At 60.3% G+C, this 14,949-nt stretch carries 16 protein-coding genes and 1 tRNA gene; 9 read left to right on the forward strand and 8 right to left on the reverse strand.

The annotated features are described in order from the left end of the window. Nucleotides 1-44 precede the first annotated feature (44 nt). From pth to lolB, 5 genes are all read right to left on the reverse strand, one after another. Nucleotides 45-641, reverse strand: a complete 597-nt coding sequence (gene pth, locus C2U37_RS14035) for an aminoacyl-tRNA hydrolase (protein WP_041215615.1) — start codon at nucleotides 639-641, stop codon at nucleotides 45-47. 249 nt (nucleotides 642-890) lie between these two features. Beyond that, the gene (locus C2U37_RS14040; RefSeq protein ID WP_010673845.1) at nucleotides 891-1,838 is read right to left on the reverse strand and encodes a ribose-phosphate pyrophosphokinase; all 948 of its coding nucleotides are present in this window, start codon (nucleotides 1,836-1,838) and stop codon (nucleotides 891-893) included. A gap of 239 nt (nucleotides 1,839-2,077) precedes the next feature. Next, nucleotides 2,078-2,152 (reverse strand) — tRNA-Gln (locus C2U37_RS14045). Beyond that, nucleotides 2,132-3,010 carry a 4-(cytidine 5'-diphospho)-2-C-methyl-D-erythritol kinase gene (ispE, locus tag C2U37_RS14050; protein ID WP_052814546.1) on the reverse strand — a complete coding sequence of 293 codons (879 nt, stop codon included), beginning with the start codon at nucleotides 3,008-3,010 and terminating at the stop codon, nucleotides 2,132-2,134. The genes C2U37_RS14045 and ispE overlap by 21 nt, the downstream gene beginning before the upstream one ends. After that, a complete protein-coding gene (gene lolB, locus C2U37_RS14055; protein ID WP_039039599.1) occupies nucleotides 3,010-3,588 on the reverse strand; it encodes a lipoprotein insertase outer membrane protein LolB in 579 nt (192 codons plus the stop codon). Before lolB ends, ispE begins: the two co-directional genes overlap by 1 nt. Nucleotides 3,589-3,713: 125 nt before the next feature. Between lolB and hemA the strand changes: the two genes are divergently transcribed. The 7 genes from hemA (at nucleotide 3,714) to C2U37_RS14090 (ending at nucleotide 10,622) form a co-directional block, all read left to right on the forward strand. After that, on the forward strand, nucleotides 3,714-4,973 hold the full coding sequence (gene hemA, locus C2U37_RS14060; protein WP_104452493.1) for a glutamyl-tRNA reductase: 1,260 nt from the start codon (nucleotides 3,714-3,716) through the stop codon (nucleotides 4,971-4,973). A gap of 50 nt (nucleotides 4,974-5,023) precedes the next feature. Further along, the gene (prfA, locus tag C2U37_RS14065; RefSeq protein ID WP_048207166.1) at nucleotides 5,024-6,112 is read left to right on the forward strand and encodes a peptide chain release factor 1; all 1,089 of its coding nucleotides are present in this window, start codon (nucleotides 5,024-5,026) and stop codon (nucleotides 6,110-6,112) included. After that, nucleotides 6,112-6,945, forward strand: a complete 834-nt coding sequence (gene prmC / locus C2U37_RS14070; RefSeq protein WP_039039602.1) for a peptide chain release factor N(5)-glutamine methyltransferase — start codon at nucleotides 6,112-6,114, stop codon at nucleotides 6,943-6,945. The genes prfA and prmC overlap by 1 nt, the downstream gene beginning before the upstream one ends. A 42-nt stretch (nucleotides 6,946-6,987) precedes the next feature. Then, nucleotides 6,988-7,371: a SirB2 family protein gene (locus C2U37_RS14075; RefSeq protein ID WP_052814542.1), complete on the forward strand. Its 384-nt coding sequence runs from the start codon at nucleotides 6,988-6,990 to the stop codon at nucleotides 7,369-7,371. A gap of 11 nt (nucleotides 7,372-7,382) precedes the next feature. Continuing rightward, a complete protein-coding gene (locus tag C2U37_RS14080; protein WP_042015581.1) occupies nucleotides 7,383-8,183 on the forward strand; it encodes a SirB1 family protein in 801 nt (266 codons plus the stop codon). Nucleotides 8,184-8,194: 11 nt separating this feature from the next. Further along, nucleotides 8,195-9,049: a 3-deoxy-8-phosphooctulonate synthase gene (kdsA, locus tag C2U37_RS14085; RefSeq protein ID WP_039039605.1), complete on the forward strand. Its 855-nt coding sequence runs from the start codon at nucleotides 8,195-8,197 to the stop codon at nucleotides 9,047-9,049. Between the two features lie 289 nt (nucleotides 9,050-9,338). Then, complete coding sequence (locus C2U37_RS14090; protein WP_041212586.1) at nucleotides 9,339-10,622, forward strand: dicarboxylate/amino acid:cation symporter; 1,284 nt, start codon at nucleotides 9,339-9,341, stop codon at nucleotides 10,620-10,622. A 78-nt stretch (nucleotides 10,623-10,700) separates the two neighbouring features. Here C2U37_RS14090 and grcA read toward each other — a convergent pair whose 3' ends face one another. Continuing rightward, nucleotides 10,701-11,081: an autonomous glycyl radical cofactor GrcA gene (grcA, locus tag C2U37_RS14095; protein WP_010673855.1), complete on the reverse strand. Its 381-nt coding sequence runs from the start codon at nucleotides 11,079-11,081 to the stop codon at nucleotides 10,701-10,703. A gap of 608 nt (nucleotides 11,082-11,689) precedes the next feature. Between grcA and ung the strand changes: the two genes are divergently transcribed. After that, nucleotides 11,690-12,370 (forward strand): uracil-DNA glycosylase, encoded by a 681-nt coding sequence (gene ung / locus C2U37_RS14100; protein ID WP_104452494.1) that lies wholly within the window; start codon nucleotides 11,690-11,692, stop codon nucleotides 12,368-12,370. Nucleotides 12,371-12,530: 160 nt separating this feature from the next. Continuing rightward, nucleotides 12,531-13,076, forward strand: coding sequence for a hemerythrin domain-containing protein (locus C2U37_RS14105; protein ID WP_104452495.1), 546 nt, complete (start codon nucleotides 12,531-12,533; stop codon nucleotides 13,074-13,076). A 96-nt stretch (nucleotides 13,077-13,172) separates the two neighbouring features. On the opposite strand, the gene C2U37_RS14110 is transcribed toward C2U37_RS14105, so the two are convergent. Next, entirely contained in the window at nucleotides 13,173-13,352 is a 180-nt protein-coding gene (locus C2U37_RS14110) for a DUF3545 family protein (RefSeq protein WP_010673858.1), read from the reverse strand. Nucleotides 13,353-13,532: 180 nt separating this feature from the next. Further along, nucleotides 13,533-14,483 (reverse strand): transaldolase, encoded by a 951-nt coding sequence (gene tal, locus C2U37_RS14115; RefSeq protein WP_010673859.1) that lies wholly within the window; start codon nucleotides 14,481-14,483, stop codon nucleotides 13,533-13,535. Nucleotides 14,484-14,949: the final 466 nt, after the last annotated feature.

Genomic DNA, 14,949 nt, shown 5'->3' on the forward strand with positions numbered 1-14,949 from the left:
AGAGGCCGGTCATCTTGAACAGCCTGGTCATGCAGGCTGAAGGCCTAGACTTTCTCGGCCTTGAAACTGTGCAGGCGATTCATGGCCTTGGTCATGTCCTGCTTGAACAGGATGTCGGTGGCGCGCAGGGATTCGTCCAGCGCGGCCTCAATCAGACTCTGCTCACTGCTGGGCGCCTTGGTCAGCACGAAGCCGGCGACCAGCTCCTTGGCGCCCGGATGGCCGATGCCAAGGCGCAGCCGGAAGAAGTTATTGTTGTTGCCCATCCTGGCGATGATGTCCTTGAGGCCGTTATGGCCGCCGTGACCGCCCCCTTGCTTGAACTTGGCGATGCCGGGAGGCAGGTCCAGCTCGTCGTGGGCCACCAGGATCTCTTCCGGGGCGATCTGGTAGAAGCGCGCGAGCGCCGCCACGGCCTTGCCGGAGAGATTCATGTAGGTGTTCGGGATGAGCAGCCGCACATCCTGCCCGTCCACCAGGAAGCGGGCGGTGTGGCCGAAGAACTTGGGCTCTTCGCGCAGGCTGACATTGTGCCAGCGTGCCAGTTGCTCCACATACCAGGCGCCCGCATTGTGGCGGGTCTTGGCATATTCGGGGCCGGGATTACCCAGCCCGACAATCAGTTTGATTTGACTTGTCACGCTTGATGTCTTCACTCGCTACTTGCCATGGGCGGATGACCCGGGGCAATGGGACGCAATATTCTAGCCGCCGAGTGGCGATCACTCAACCAAAGTGCGGCAAGGTCGGGGAAAAGCCGGACAGAAGGGCTCGGGTGGGGTGGCTCGTCCGAGGTTTTCGTTTCTTGCCGAGTGGAGGCTGGCGGTTGGCGCCAGGCACCCAAAAAAACAAAAACCGCCATTCGGCGGTTTTTGTCACGACAGGGTCTATCAATGCTCGAACATGGCAGAGATGGACTCTTCGTTGCTGATGCGGCGAATCGCTTCGGCCAGCACGGAGGAGAGGGTCAGCTGCTTGACCTTGCCGACTGCCTTCATCTCCGGGGTGAGCGGGATGGAGTCGGTGATGATCAGCTCGTCGATGACCGAATTCTTGATGTTTTCAACGGCGGTGCCGGAGAAGACAGGGTGGGTCGCATAGGCGAATACGCGCTTGGCACCACGCTCTTTCAGCGCTTCGGCCGCTTTGCACAGGGTGCCGCCGGTGTCGATCATGTCGTCGACGATGACGCAGTCACGACCGGCCACGTCGCCGATCAGGTGCATGACCTGGGAGACGTTCGGACGGGGACGACGCTTGTCGATGATGGCGATGTCGGTGTCGTCCAGCAGCTTGGCGATGGCACGGGCACGGACCACGCCGCCGATGTCCGGTGACACGACCACGGGGGATTCGAGGTTCTTGGCCTTCATGTCTTCCAGCAGCACCGGGCTGCCGAACACGTTGTCGACGGGGACGTCGAAGAAGCCCTGGATCTGCTCGGCATGCAGGTCAACGGTCAGCACACGGTCCACACCCACGCTGGAGAGGAAGTCGGCGACGACCTTGGCGGTGATGGGCACACGGGCGGAGCGGACGCGGCGGTCCTGACGGGCATAACCAAAGTAGGGGATAACGGCAGTGATACGGCCAGCTGAAGCACGACGCAGTGCATCCACCATGACGATCAATTCCATCAAATTGTCGTTGGTCGGGGCACAGGTGGATTGAATGATGAAGATATCGCCACCGCGTACATTCTCGTTGATCTGTACGCTGATCTCGCCGTCGCTAAAGCGACCTACGGCAGCATTGCCGAGTTTGATAAACAGGCGATCTGCGATCTTCTGGGCTAGTTCCGGCGTTGCGTTACCAGCAAACAGCTTCATGTCAGGCACGGTTTGAAACCTCGGGGTTGCATCCAGTATGTGGGGAGTCTGATTTTAGACCCGTATCGTTTGGGGGCAAACGATTTAGCAAGATGACGGACAAGGTCTCTGGGCGATGTCGAGGATGGCGTCTCATCACCCGCAGGGTGGGTGGACGGGAATCCACCTTGAGCGCCATCGCGTCAGATTGGCCCAAGACACATCGACGAGGTCAACACCTCCCGATGCGGCCTCAACAAGGAGAGAGTTGGCTGGGGTACTAGGATTCGAACCTAGGAATGGCGAGATCAAAACCCGCTGCCTTACCGCTTGGCGATACCCCAATCACTCACTTGTTGCAAAGTGACGAAGAGTGGTGATATGTTCTCGCCCTTGGCGACAAACCCATCCCAGCCTTCCGGCACTCTTGCCAACACCTTCCGAGCAGCCATTTCGTCTTCAAATCGAGCAAAGACGCAGGCGCCAGTGCCCGTCATTCTTGACGGCGCGTATTCTAGCAACCAGCCGAGCGCATTGGCAACCTCGGGGTGGCGCTTTTTCACCAGCAGCTCGCAATCGTTTTTCCACTCTCCTGCCAGCAGATTGTCCAGGGTCATCTTGGGGGTGTTGCGGGGCAGGTCGGGATCCTGGAACACGGCGGCGGTGGCCACATGGCAATCCGGCTTGAGTACCAGGTACCAGGCATCCGGCACCTCGATCTGTTGCAACCGCTCCCCCACGCCTTCGGCGAAGGCGGCCTTGCCCCGCACGAACACCGGCACGTCGGCGCCCAGCTGCACGCCGAGCTCGGCCAGCTCGTCTTCACTCAAGCCGGCTTGCCAGAGGTGGTTCAAGGCCACGAGGGTGGTGGCCGCGTCCGACGAGCCGCCCCCGATGCCACCGCCCATGGGCAGTACCTTCTCCAGCCGGATATGGGCTCCCTGCGGACTGGCCAACCGGCTCTGCAACAGTCGCGCAGCCCGGATGATGAGGTTCTGTTCATCGGGCACGCCGGGAATGGCCGGGCTCAAGGTGAGCTGGTCGCTGCCGGGGATCGGCTCGAATTCGAGCCAGTCGCCGTGGTTGAGGAAGATGAAGAGGGTCTGCAGTTCGTGGTAGCCATCGGGGCGGCGGCCGTTGACGTGCAGGAAGAGGTTGAGCTTGGCCGGGGCGGGCCAGCGGATCGGCGTCTGGTCGTGCATCATGGTGCCAGGGTCCACTCGTTGATCTGCAGCTTGAGACGGCTCTCCTGCCCGGTCATGGTGAGCAGGTGGGGCAGGCGATAGCCGTCCTGATCCCGATAGTCCCCGTAGACGATCTGCCACTGGCCGTCGCGCACGCTGGCGAGGCTGGCATCGGGGTTGAGCTCGAATTCGGCCTGCCCCGGCAATCCCTTGATCCACTCAGGCAGCCCGGCCACCGGAATGTGCCAGCCGGTGAGCTGATAGACCAGGAGCTCGGCATCCTGGCTCTGGTGCTGTTTTCCGTCGTTGTCGAGCAGAGTCACCTCGCCGCCGGTGCGGGAGAGTTCCAGAATATGGGTGCCGATGAGGCTGGTGAGGTTGAGGCGATAGTCGTCGCCGTTTTGCTGCCAGTTGAGGCGGGCGCTGCCCTTCTGGCGGGCGGTGATGATGGCCATCTTGCCCGACAACTGCCAGTGTGTGAGGCGTTCGAGGCGGGCGCGCTCCTGCTGCCAGTTGACCTGATCCCGCTGGGGTTGGGTGGTGGTACAGCCCGCCAGCACCAGCAGGCAGGCGAGGGAGAAGATACGCAACAACAAGGTGGAGCTCCGCAGATGAGGTTTGCGACAGTATAAGGGGCGGCCGTATTGCTTTTAAAGACTTACCCTTTCTCGTACAATTGTCGGCCTCTACACCCTGTGCATGAAACGATCATCACCCACCCATGAGTCTGCTTGCCCTCGGAATCAACCACAACACCGCCAGTGTCGCCTTGCGGGAGCGGGTCGCCTTTGGCCCGGACCGCATCGATCGCGCCCTGCGTGAGCTGGTGGAGCAGCCTGGCGTCAGCGAGGCGGTGATCGTCTCCACCTGCAACCGCACCGAGCTCTATTGCAGCCTGGAGCAGGGGCAGGGGGAGCAGGTGCTGAACTGGTTGCAGCGGTTCCACGCGCTGGAGGCGAGCGAGGTGCTCTCAGCCATCTACCGGCACCAGGACGAGGAAGCGGTGCGGCACCTGATGCGGGTGGCCTGCGGCCTCGACTCCCTGGTGCTGGGGGAGCCGCAGATCCTGGGGCAGATCAAGCAATCCTACGCCCACGCCCAGCAGGCGGATGCGGTGAAAGGATCCCTGGAGCGCTTGTTCCAGAAATCCTTCTCGGTGGCCAAACGGGTGCGCACCGACACCGAGATCGGCGCCAGCGCGGTGTCGGTGGCCTTTGCCGCCGTGAGCCTGGCCCGCCGTATCTTCTCCGATCTCTCCCAGACCAAGGTGCTGCTGGTGGGCGCCGGCGAAACCATCGAACTGGTGGCCCGCCACCTGCGCGAGCAGAGCGTGACCCGGATGATGGTGGCGAACCGGACCCTGCAACGGGCCCAGTTGCTGGCAGAGGAGTTCGGTGCCCAGGTCATGACCCTGGAGGAGATCCCGGACTATCTGCACGAGGCGGACATCGTCATCAGCTCCACGGCAAGCCCCCTGCCCATCATCGGCAAGGGCATGGTGGAGCGGGCGCTCAAGGCGCGTCGCTTCAAGCCCATGTTCCTGGTGGATATCGCCGTGCCCCGCGACATCGAAGCTGAGGTGGACGAGCTCTCCGATGCCTATCTCTACACGGTGGACGATCTGCAGGGCATCATCGAGCAGAACCTGGAGACCCGCAAGCGGGCGGCCGCCGAGGCGGAACTCATCGTGCAGGAAGAGCGCGACGAGTTCATGGGCTGGTATCGCAGCCAGCACTCGGTGGATCTCATTCGCGATTATCGCCATCAGTCACAGCAGGTCGCGGACGAAGAGTTGCAGCGGGCCCTGCTGGCCCTGCAACAGGGTGAAAATGCCGAGCTGGCGCTCAAGGCCATGGCCCATCGCCTCACCAACAAGCTGATCCACGCACCGACCCAGGCCCTGCGCCAGGCCGCCGCCCAGGGGGACAGCCACAAGCTGGCCCAACTGCGTCAGGTGCTGGGATTGTCACAAGAATCATAGTGTTGGGACGGCCCTTTGCCGTCCCGTCCTCCATCGAGAATCCAAGAGTCATGAACCCCTCATTGATCAGAAAGCTGGAAGGCCTCATCGAGCGCCATGAAGAAGTACAGGCCCTGCTCGGGGAGCCCGGGGTCGCCTCGGATCAGGACAGATACCGCGCCCTGACCCGGGAATACGCCCAGCTGGAAGATATCGTTCACGCCTTCCAGCGTTTCCGCCAGGCCGAAGAGAACCTCGAGACCACCCGGCTGATGCTGGAGGAAGAGGATGCCGAGCTGCGGGAGATGGCGCAAGAGGAACTGCCGCTCGCCAAGGCGACCTTCGAGGAGCAGGAGCAGGCGCTTCAGGTGATGCTGTTGCCGCGCGACCCCAAGGATGACAACAACTGCTATCTGGAGATCCGCGCCGGTGCCGGTGGCGACGAGGCGGCCATTTTCGCGGGGGATCTGTTCCGCATGTACTCCCGCTACGCCGAGCGTCAGGGGTGGCGTGTCTCCATCGTCAGCTGCAATGACGGCGAACACGGCGGCTACAAGGAGGTGATCGCCAAGGTGGACGGTGAGCACGTCTACGGCCGCCTCAAGTTCGAGTCCGGCGGCCACCGGGTGCAGCGAGTCCCCGAGACCGAATCCCAGGGCCGGGTGCACACCTCCGCCTGTACCGTGGCCGTGCTGCCGGAAGTGCCGGAAGCCGAGCAGGTGGAGATCAACCCCTCCGAGCTGAAGATCGACACCTTCCGCGCCTCCGGTGCCGGCGGCCAGCACGTCAACAAGACCGACTCCGCCATCCGCATCACCCACCTGCCCACCGGGCTGGTGGTGGAGTGCCAGGACGAGCGCTCCCAGCACAAGAACCGCGCCAAGGCGATGTCGGTGCTCTCCGCTCGCCTGCAGGCGGCCGAGGACGAACGCCATCGCGCCGCCGAGCAGAGTACCCGCCGCAACCTGGTGGGCTCCGGGGATCGCTCCGAGCGCATCCGCACCTACAACTATCCCCAGGGGCGTCTCTCCGAGCACCGGATCAACCTCACCCTCTATCGTCTGGGCGACATCCTGGAAGGGGATCTGGACTGCGTGATCACCCCCCTGGTGCAGGAGTATCAGGCGGATCAGCTCGCCTCCCTGGCCGAGAGCAACTGATGCAGATCCAGCAGGCTCGTGCCCATATCATGGCGACCCTGGCCTCCGGGGAATCCCCCCGTGCCGACGCCGATGCCCTGCTCTGTCATCTGCTGGATTGCCGGCGCAGCTATCTGATGACCTGGCCGGAGCACGAGCTCGATGCCGCCCAGCAGGCGACCCTGGCGGGCTGGCTTGCCCGTCGCCTCAATGGTGAGCCCATTGCCCACCTCATCGGCGAGCGGGAGTTCTGGTCGCTGCCGCTGAAAGTGAGCCCGGCCACCCTGATCCCGCGCCCGGATACCGAGGTGCTGGTGGAACAGGCGCTGGCACGCCTGCCGGGTGGCCCCTGCGCCCTGCTGGATCTGGGCACGGGCACCGGTGCCATCGCCCTTGCGCTCAAGTCTGAGCGACCGGATGCCGATGTATGGGCAGTGGACAGGATGCCGGCCGCTGCCGCGTTGGCCCGCACCAACAGCGCAGCCCTGGGGTTGCCCATCGAGGTGCGCGACGGCAGCTGGTTTGCGCCGCTGTCGGATGCACCGCGCTTTGCGATGATCGTCTCCAACCCGCCCTATATCGACGGGACGGACCCCCATCTTCACGAGGGGGACGTGCGCTTCGAGCCGCGCTCCGCCCTGGTGGCGGAGGAGCAGGGGCTGGCGGATATCCGCCTCATCGTCACCCAGGCGCCCGCCCATCTGGTGCCTGGTGGCTGGCTGTTGCTGGAACACGGCTGGGATCAGGGGGAGGCGGTGCGTCAACTCCTGCTGCAACAAGGCTACGTCCAGGTGGAAACCGTGCGCGATTACGGCGATAACGAGCGGGTGACCCTGGGGCGCCTGGCTCAGTGATATGACGGGCGGGCCCGGTCTGCCCCTGTTCAAGGAAATCTTATGTATGTTGTTCTCAAGCATCTGCACCTCACCCTGATTGCCGGGGCCGTGCTGATGTTTATCCTGCGCTTTTACTGGTTGCAGACCGGCTCCGCGCTGGCAGGGGGCGCCCGCACCCTCAAGATCAGAGGCTGGCTCAACGGCCTGGTGGTGCTCTCCGGTGTGCTGCTCTGCATGGTGCTGGGTCTCAACCCCCTCAACAACGCCATTCCCTGGCTGGCCGAGAAGCTGACGTCCATCCTGGTGGTGGCGTTTCTGGCCATGATGGCGCTGCGTCTGGCCCGCAGCAACGGCATCCGCTGGTTTGCCTTCTTGGGCGCACTGGGGTGGATCTTCTTTATCGCCAAGCTTGCGGTGCAAAAGCAGGCCAGCCTGTTCGGCTAGGAAGGATGACGATGATACGTGTGGATGAGTGGACCGACTTCGAGGCTCACGATCTGGCCGAGCTGGCGCTGTCGGTGAGCGACGAGATCCGGGGCCATGGCGGCACGGGAGAGGCCGAGCTTGCCCTCCTCGATGCCTGGCTGGACGAAACGATTGCCGAGGGAGACTGCGACGAGGTGCGCCGTCAGCTGTTGCAGGGTTTCTACCAGACCCTGGGCTTTCGTGGCGACTGGCAGGATTACTTCTCGTCCGCCAACTGCGATCTGGACCAGGTGCTGGCAAGGCGCAAGGGGATCCCGGTCAGTCTCGGCATCCTCCTCATCCAGCTGGGTCGCAAGATAGGGCTGGATGTGGAGGGGATCTGCTTCCCCGGCCATTTCCTCCTGAGTTTTGCCGGTCTGGACGGGGAGGTCTATGTGGACCCCTTCAACGGTGATGAACTGAGCCGGCACCGCATCGAACTGCTGCTGCGCGGTGCCCTCGGCAACCTGGCGAGTCTGAGCGATGATCATCTGCAGCCATCGGGGCAGTGGGAGATCATCGAGCGCTTGCTCAATGTCAGCAAGGGCGCCCTGCTGCGCGAGGAGCGCATGACGGAGGCGTTGCGCTGCAGCGAGCTGCTGCTGCGCATGAAGCCCGGCGATCCGCTGGAGACGCGGGATCGGGGCTTCATCTATGAGCAACTCGATTGCCCGCGCTTTGCCGCCGACGATTTCGAATACTTTATTGAACAATGCCCTGATGATCCCGTGGCCGATGTGCTGAAAACCCAGCTGGCCACCCTGGACCTCAGTCCCAAACCCCTCCATTAAGGATCCCTGAGATGGAACAGAAGAATATCAAGGTCAACCAGATCGACGTCGCCAACGACAAACCTTTCGTGCTGTTCGGCGGCATGAACGTGCTGGAATCCCGCGACATGGCGATGGCGGTGTGCGAGAAGTACGTGGAAGTGACCAGCAAGCTCGGCATCCCGTTCGTGTTCAAGGCGAGCTGGGACAAGGCCAACCGCTCCTCCATCCACTCCTATCGCGGCCCGGGTCTGGAAGAGGGGATGAAGATCTTCCAGGAGCTGAAAGCGACCTTCGGCATGCCGGTGATCTCCGATCTGCATGAGCCCCATCAGGCCAAACCGGTCGCCGAGGTGGTCGACGTCATCCAACTGCCCGCCTTCCTGGCGCGCCAGACCGATCTGGTGGAGGCCATGGCCCGCACCGGCAACGTCATCAACATCAAGAAGCCGCAATTCCTGAGCCCAAGCCAGATGAAGAACATCACCGACAAGTTCGAGGAGTGTGGCAACGATCGCCTGATCCTCTGCGAGCGCGGTGCCAACTTCGGCTATGACAACCTGGTGGTGGACATGCTGGGTCTGGGCGTCATGAAGAAGAGCACCGGCGGCTATCCGGTCATCTTTGACGTCACCCACTCCCTGCAGTGCCGTGATCCCCTGGGAGCGGCCTCCGGTGGTCGCCGCGAGCAGGTGACCGAGCTGGCCCGTGCCGGCATGGCGGTGGGCCTGGCCGGTCTCTTTATCGAATCCCACCCGGATCCGAAAATTGCCCGCTGCGACGGCCCGAGCGCCCTGCCGCTGGAGAAGCTGGAAGGCTTCCTCAAGCAGATGAAGGCCATCGACGATCTCGTCAAGGGCTTCGAGCCCCTCGATACCTCCGCCTGATCGCGATTTTTACTATCAAAAATGCCCCGCCATGCGGGGCATTTTTATTTCCGTCATTTTCATTTGGTGCTCTTCGGCGTCCATTGCGACCATGTTTTCGTGGTGTTAATGATGTTAAATATATTGTGTGATTGATGTCTCTTATTTGCTTCTTATGACATGCAAAAGTAGCGACCGTCAGGATGGCAAAAAGGTATGAAGCGGGTGAGATAACCCTATTTCTCGCCGCAGAGTGCTGCATGCGTTATTTGCTGTCAGTGGAGTCACACTTATTAACAGGACGTTGAGCATGCACAAGAAAATTGTCAGTAGCCTCTATTTTCAGGTGATATTGGCAATCACCATCGGAATATGTCTGGGACATGTCTATCCGAGTCTGGGCGCAGATATGAAACCCCTTGGTGATGGCTTCGTTAAATTAATCAAGATGATCATCGCCCCCGTCATTTTCTGTACCGTGGTCACCGGCATTGCCGGCATGGAAAGCATGAAGGCGGTGGGCAAAACCGGTGCCATTGCGCTGATCTATTTTGAAGTGGTGAGCACCCTGGCCCTGATCATCGGTCTGTGCGTGGTCAACGTGCTGCAGCCGGGGGCCGGTATGAATGTGGATCCCTCCTCACTCGACGCCAGCGCCATCTCCGTCTATGCGGATCAGGCCCAGTCCCAGGGGATAATTCCCTTCCTGCTGGATGTGATACCGGCCAGCGTCATCGGTGCCTTTGCCGGCGGAAATATACTCCAGGTGTTGCTGTTTGCCGTCCTGTTCGGATTTTCCCTGCATCATATCGGGGAGAAGGGAAAACCCATCTTCAATATCATCGATGGTTTCTCCCAGGTTATTTTCGGCATCATCAACATGATCATGAAACTGGCGCCGATCGGGGCATTTGGCGCCATGGCATTCACCATAGGGAAATACGGTATTGGTTCTTTGGTGCAGCTGGGACAATTAATTGCTAGCTTCTATCTGACCTGCCTGTTGTTTATTTTTCTGGTGCTCGGCAGTATCGCCAAAGCCAATGGCTTCAGCATTGTGCGCTTTATTGCCTATATCCGGGAAGAGCTGTTGATCGTGCTCGGCACTTCCTCATCGGAATCCGTATTGCCGCGCATGCTGGTGAAAATGGAGGCGCTGGGCTGCAAGAAGTCAGTGGTGGGTCTGGTGATCCCGACCGGTTACTCCTTCAACCTGGACGGCACCTCCATCTATCTGACCATGGCCGCCGTCTTCATCGCCCAGGCGACCAACACCCCACTGGACCTGTTCCATCAGCTTACCCTGCTGGTGGTGCTGCTTATCTCCTCCAAGGGGGCGGCCGGAGTCACGGGGAGTGGCTTCATCGTGCTGGCAGCCACCATCTCGGCGGTAGGGCATCTGCCGCTGGCCGGGCTGGCGCTGATCCTCGGGATTGATCGCTTCATGTCGGAGGCGCGCGCCCTGACCAACCTCATCGGCAACGGGGTGGCGACCCTGGTGGTGGCCCGTTACTGCGATCAGCTCGACGAGGCCACCATGCAGGACGCCCTGGCGAAACCCGTGGTGGCAAGGCCGGTGGACCTGCGAAGCTGACCCAGGTTCCGGCGGTGATCATCACCCATGAAAAACGGCCCGAGGGGGCCGTTTTTTTATCTCTTTACGCAGGGCGCCTTACAGGCTCTGGGTGAAGGTGCGGGTGACCACGTCACGCTGCTGCTCCGGGGTCAGGGCGTTGAAACGCACGGCGTAACCGGAGACGCGGATGGTGAGCTGCGGGTATTTTTCCGGGTTGGCGATGGCGTCTTCCAGGGTTTCGCGGCGCAGTACGTTGACGTTCAGGTGCTGACCCCCTTCGACCACAGGCTCTTGCTGAACCGGCAGTTCACGGTATTCGAATTGACCCAGGTCGGAGAGGCTGACTTCCTGATCGGCGGCAAAGCTGTCGCCCTTGGCGCAGATGCAGCGAGCCTGTTGTTTCTCTTCGTCCAGCAGCCAGAAAGAGTTCAGCAGAGCGGCGTTGGCGGACTGGGTGATTTGGATGCCCTTGATCATGGTATGACTCCTCATAGGAAAGCGGATTCAACGGTAAGCACATTACCCTGATGTTTTTAAACCACCTCTTGGAAGGAATGATTTAACGGGGCCTTGCCTTACACCTTTACTTCGTTGGGGCCATATATACCACGATGGTAATATTACGAAAATTGATCCAAATCAATAAAATCCCATTTTGCGTGCATTGAAAGGGATTAAATCATTGAGTTGAATCAAAAACAGATCATTTTTCTGTTTTTGTAAGATATATGAATTATGCATTTTTTATTATTCATATCTAGTAATTTAACTACACCTTTAGGGTTTATTGCTGGCGTCAGCGAAAACCGGCCTGCCCATGAGGCCTGTCCGAAGAACGTCCTGTTATTCCTGTGTCGACGCAGCCTCGGTCATTGCCCGTGAACGCCGCCGCCACTTCCCAGGCTGGCCAGGCTGAGCCTGACCTCCATGCGGTTGCGTCTTGGGGGCGAGGACCCTATCCTGAGCCCCTTGCTCTATTGACCGAGGAGATAGCGGTGCCAAGCTGGACAGAAGGCGGGGAGTGGGGAGAGGCTGGCATGCCAGCCAGGATGGAAGGAGTGGATTCGCAACGAGAGGAGACGGGTGTGCTGACCTGGAAAGATGTGATTGGTTCGGAGAAAGAGCAGGCGTATTTCATGGACACCCTGGCCACCGTCAGGGCTGAGCGGGAGGCGGGCAAGGTGATCTATCCCCCGGCGACCGAGGTATTCAATGCCTTCAAACTGACCGAGCTGGATGACGTCAAGGTGGTGATTCTGGGGCAGGATCCCTATCACGGCCCGGACCAGGCGCACGGCCTCTGTTTCTCCGTCTTGCCCGGAGTGCGCACGCCGCCGTCCCTCGTCAACATCTACAAGGAGATGCAGCGGGATCTGCCGGGTTTTGTCACACCCAATCACGGATTCCTGGAATCCTGGGCCAGACAGGGAGTGCTGCTGCTCAATACGGTGCTGACGGTACAGGCGGGCATGGCGCACTCTCACGCCCACCTGGGGTGGGAGACCTTTACCGATCGGGTCATCGAGCGGATCAATACCCATTGCCAGGGAGTTGTCTTCCTGCTGTGGGGCGCTCATGCCCAGAAGAAAGGGCGCTTCATCGACCGGTCGCGCCACCATGTGCTGAGCGCCCCCCATCCCAGCCCGCTCTCTGCCCATCGCGGTTTCATCGGTTGCGGCCACTTCTCCGAGGCCAATCGCCTGCTGGTCCAGCAAGGACGCAGTCCCATCGACTGGCTCTCGGTCTGCGCCGATCCGGCGGCCTGACGCCGTGCATGCACAGGGGAAATGGTGTCCCCTGTGCCTCCTGTGGTGAGAGGCTGGTGCAGCCGCTGTCTGCATCCGACTTGATTGAGTGCAAAGTTCAGGCAATAAATGACCGTATACTCGAGACAGACGTTTTCTCATTTCAGTGCAAGGAGTGCCCATGTTATCCAGTCTGCATAAGGACCACCTCAACATCACCCGGTTGCTGACGCTGCTCAAGCAAAAGCTGACGGCCATTCGCAATGAGCAGCCGGTGAGCTACTTCCTGCTGCGGGATGTGGTGGATTATCTGCGCGAGGTATCCGACAAGTACCACCACCCGAAGGAAGACATGATTTATGACTACTACCTGAAATACAGGGTGGTGGAGGGGGAGGTGGCCAACCGGCTGCATGAGGAGCACGCCCGTCTGCTGGATGCAGGGACCGAGCTCAAGGAGATGGTGGAGATGATCCTGATGGATGCGGTCATCCCGCTGGATCAGTTCACCGCTAGGCTGGAGCAGTTCATCGAGCAGCAGGAGGCGCACATGAACTATGAGGAAGGGGTCATCTTCCCCCATCTGCGCGACTCCCTGACCGAGGATGACTGGCGTCATCTCGAACAGCTCTGGCAGAACCGGGCCATCAATGATCCCCTGTTCGGGGCGGAGGTAAGCCAGCACTTCCAGGCGCTGGCCAAACAGCTCTCGCTGCCTGCAGCCTGACAGGAGGTTCACCCATAAAAACAGCGCCCCGGTCAATCCGGGGCGCTGTTTTTATGGCTCCACTCGCTGGAGTGAAACATGGGCGACGTGGGCGTATCAGAGCTCCAGGTCGTCCGATCCTTCATAGGCGATGTCGATGGCCTGCAGCTCCTTTTGCAGGCGGTGCTTGTCTTTAAGCGCCTCAATCTCACGCCATTTGCGTTTTTTTCCCGTTGTCCCGCGGCTACGTGAACCCAGCTCAACGACCTCGTCAAAATCGAAGTTGAACATGTCCATGGCTCCCTCCTTGGTTTTATGGTTTTCACCATCCGTATAACACGACGCCTTTGAAAATAAAACGTTTTTATGACGAAGTTGTGACAACCGGAAACAGGCACAAAAAAACCGGGCTGCCCTTTCGGGAGCCCGGTATTTGCGGCGCCACTTCGCTCTGTGAGAGCCGTGTGGCGAGCGGCCTTACAGGTGGCTTGCCAGCATGGTTTCCAGCTTGCCCTGGTCGATGGCGAACAGGCGGATGCCTTCCCCCAGTTTCTCGACGGCCATGGCGTCCTGGTTCAGCTCCCAGCGGAATTCGGCTTCGGTCATCGGGGCCGGTTTGGCTGTGCGCTCGCCGGTGTAGTCCAGCTTGCGCACCACGGTGCCTTCGGCCTTGCTCAGCTCTTCCAGCAAAGCGGGGCCAATGGTCAGGCGGTCGCAGCCGGCCAGTTCCAGGATTTCGCCAGTGTTGCGGAAGCTCGCGCCCATGACCACGGTCGGGTAGTCGTGCTGCTTGTAGTAGTTGTAGATGGCGGTGACGGAGACCACGCCCGGATCTTCACTGGCGGTGTAGTCACGGCCGTTCTTGGCCTTGTACCAGTCGAGGATGCGGCCCACGAAGGGGGAGATGAGGAAGGCGCCGGCTTCGGCACAGGCGCGGGCCTGGGCGAAGGAGAACAGCAGGGTCAGGTTGCACTGGATACCCTCTTTCTCCAGCACCTCGGCGGCACGGATGCCTTCCCAGGTGGAGGCCAGCTTGATCAGGATGCGATCATTGCTGATACCGGCTTCGTTGTAGAGGCGGATCAGCTTGCGGGCCTTGGCGATGCTGGCGTCGGTGTCGAAGGAGAGGCGGGCGTCCACTTCGGTGGAGATGCGACCCGGGACGATTTTCAGCACTTCCAGGCCGATGTTGACCGCCAGCTTGTCGCCTGCGTCGATGATTTGCTGTGCCTTGTCCTGGCTCTGGGATTTGGCCCAGGCAATGGCGTCCTGGATCAGGGCTGCGTACTCGGGGATCTCGGAGGCCTTGAGTACCAGAGAGGGGTTGGTGGTGGCATCGATGGGCTGGTAGCGCTTGATGGCTTCGATGTCGCCGGTATCGGCAACCACTGTGGTCAGGGCTTTCAGCTGAGTCAATTTATCGGCCATGGCAAATATCATCTCTTTATGAGGGAGCAATCCCAGGGTGGCGGGCATGAGACGGCAGTTCTGAAATTAAATTACAAGATCCCGGCGGCTCAGGCTCAGAAAGGGGCGATGGGCAGGCCCCATCGTCATTGCCTGCCTAATTAATACGGATGTGGCGCATCCTGCAATAGGGGGGCTTGTATGCGAATCAGCCAGGTGGTGAAAGCGGTACCGGCTGTCGGGTGAAAGTGTTTGATAAAAAACGAGTTTTATTCATGGTGTGGCGGCTGGCTCCGACATGGAAAAGCGCAATTATTTTGGTGGATTCATGAATTTGTGCGGGAGGTCACATAAATAGTTCTGTCAGCTACTTGAAATTTAATTACGTGTAAAACGTTTTGCGTTACAACCCCTTGCCGATGAGGCATGAGAAGCAAACGCTTGTCTCCCTGATGTCGTTTCACTCAGCGGTTTTTACCCCCATGGG

It is taken from the genome of Aeromonas sp. ASNIH1 (assembly GCF_002934285.1).
Taxonomy (GTDB): Bacteria; Pseudomonadota; Gammaproteobacteria; order Enterobacterales; family Aeromonadaceae; genus Aeromonas; species Aeromonas caviae.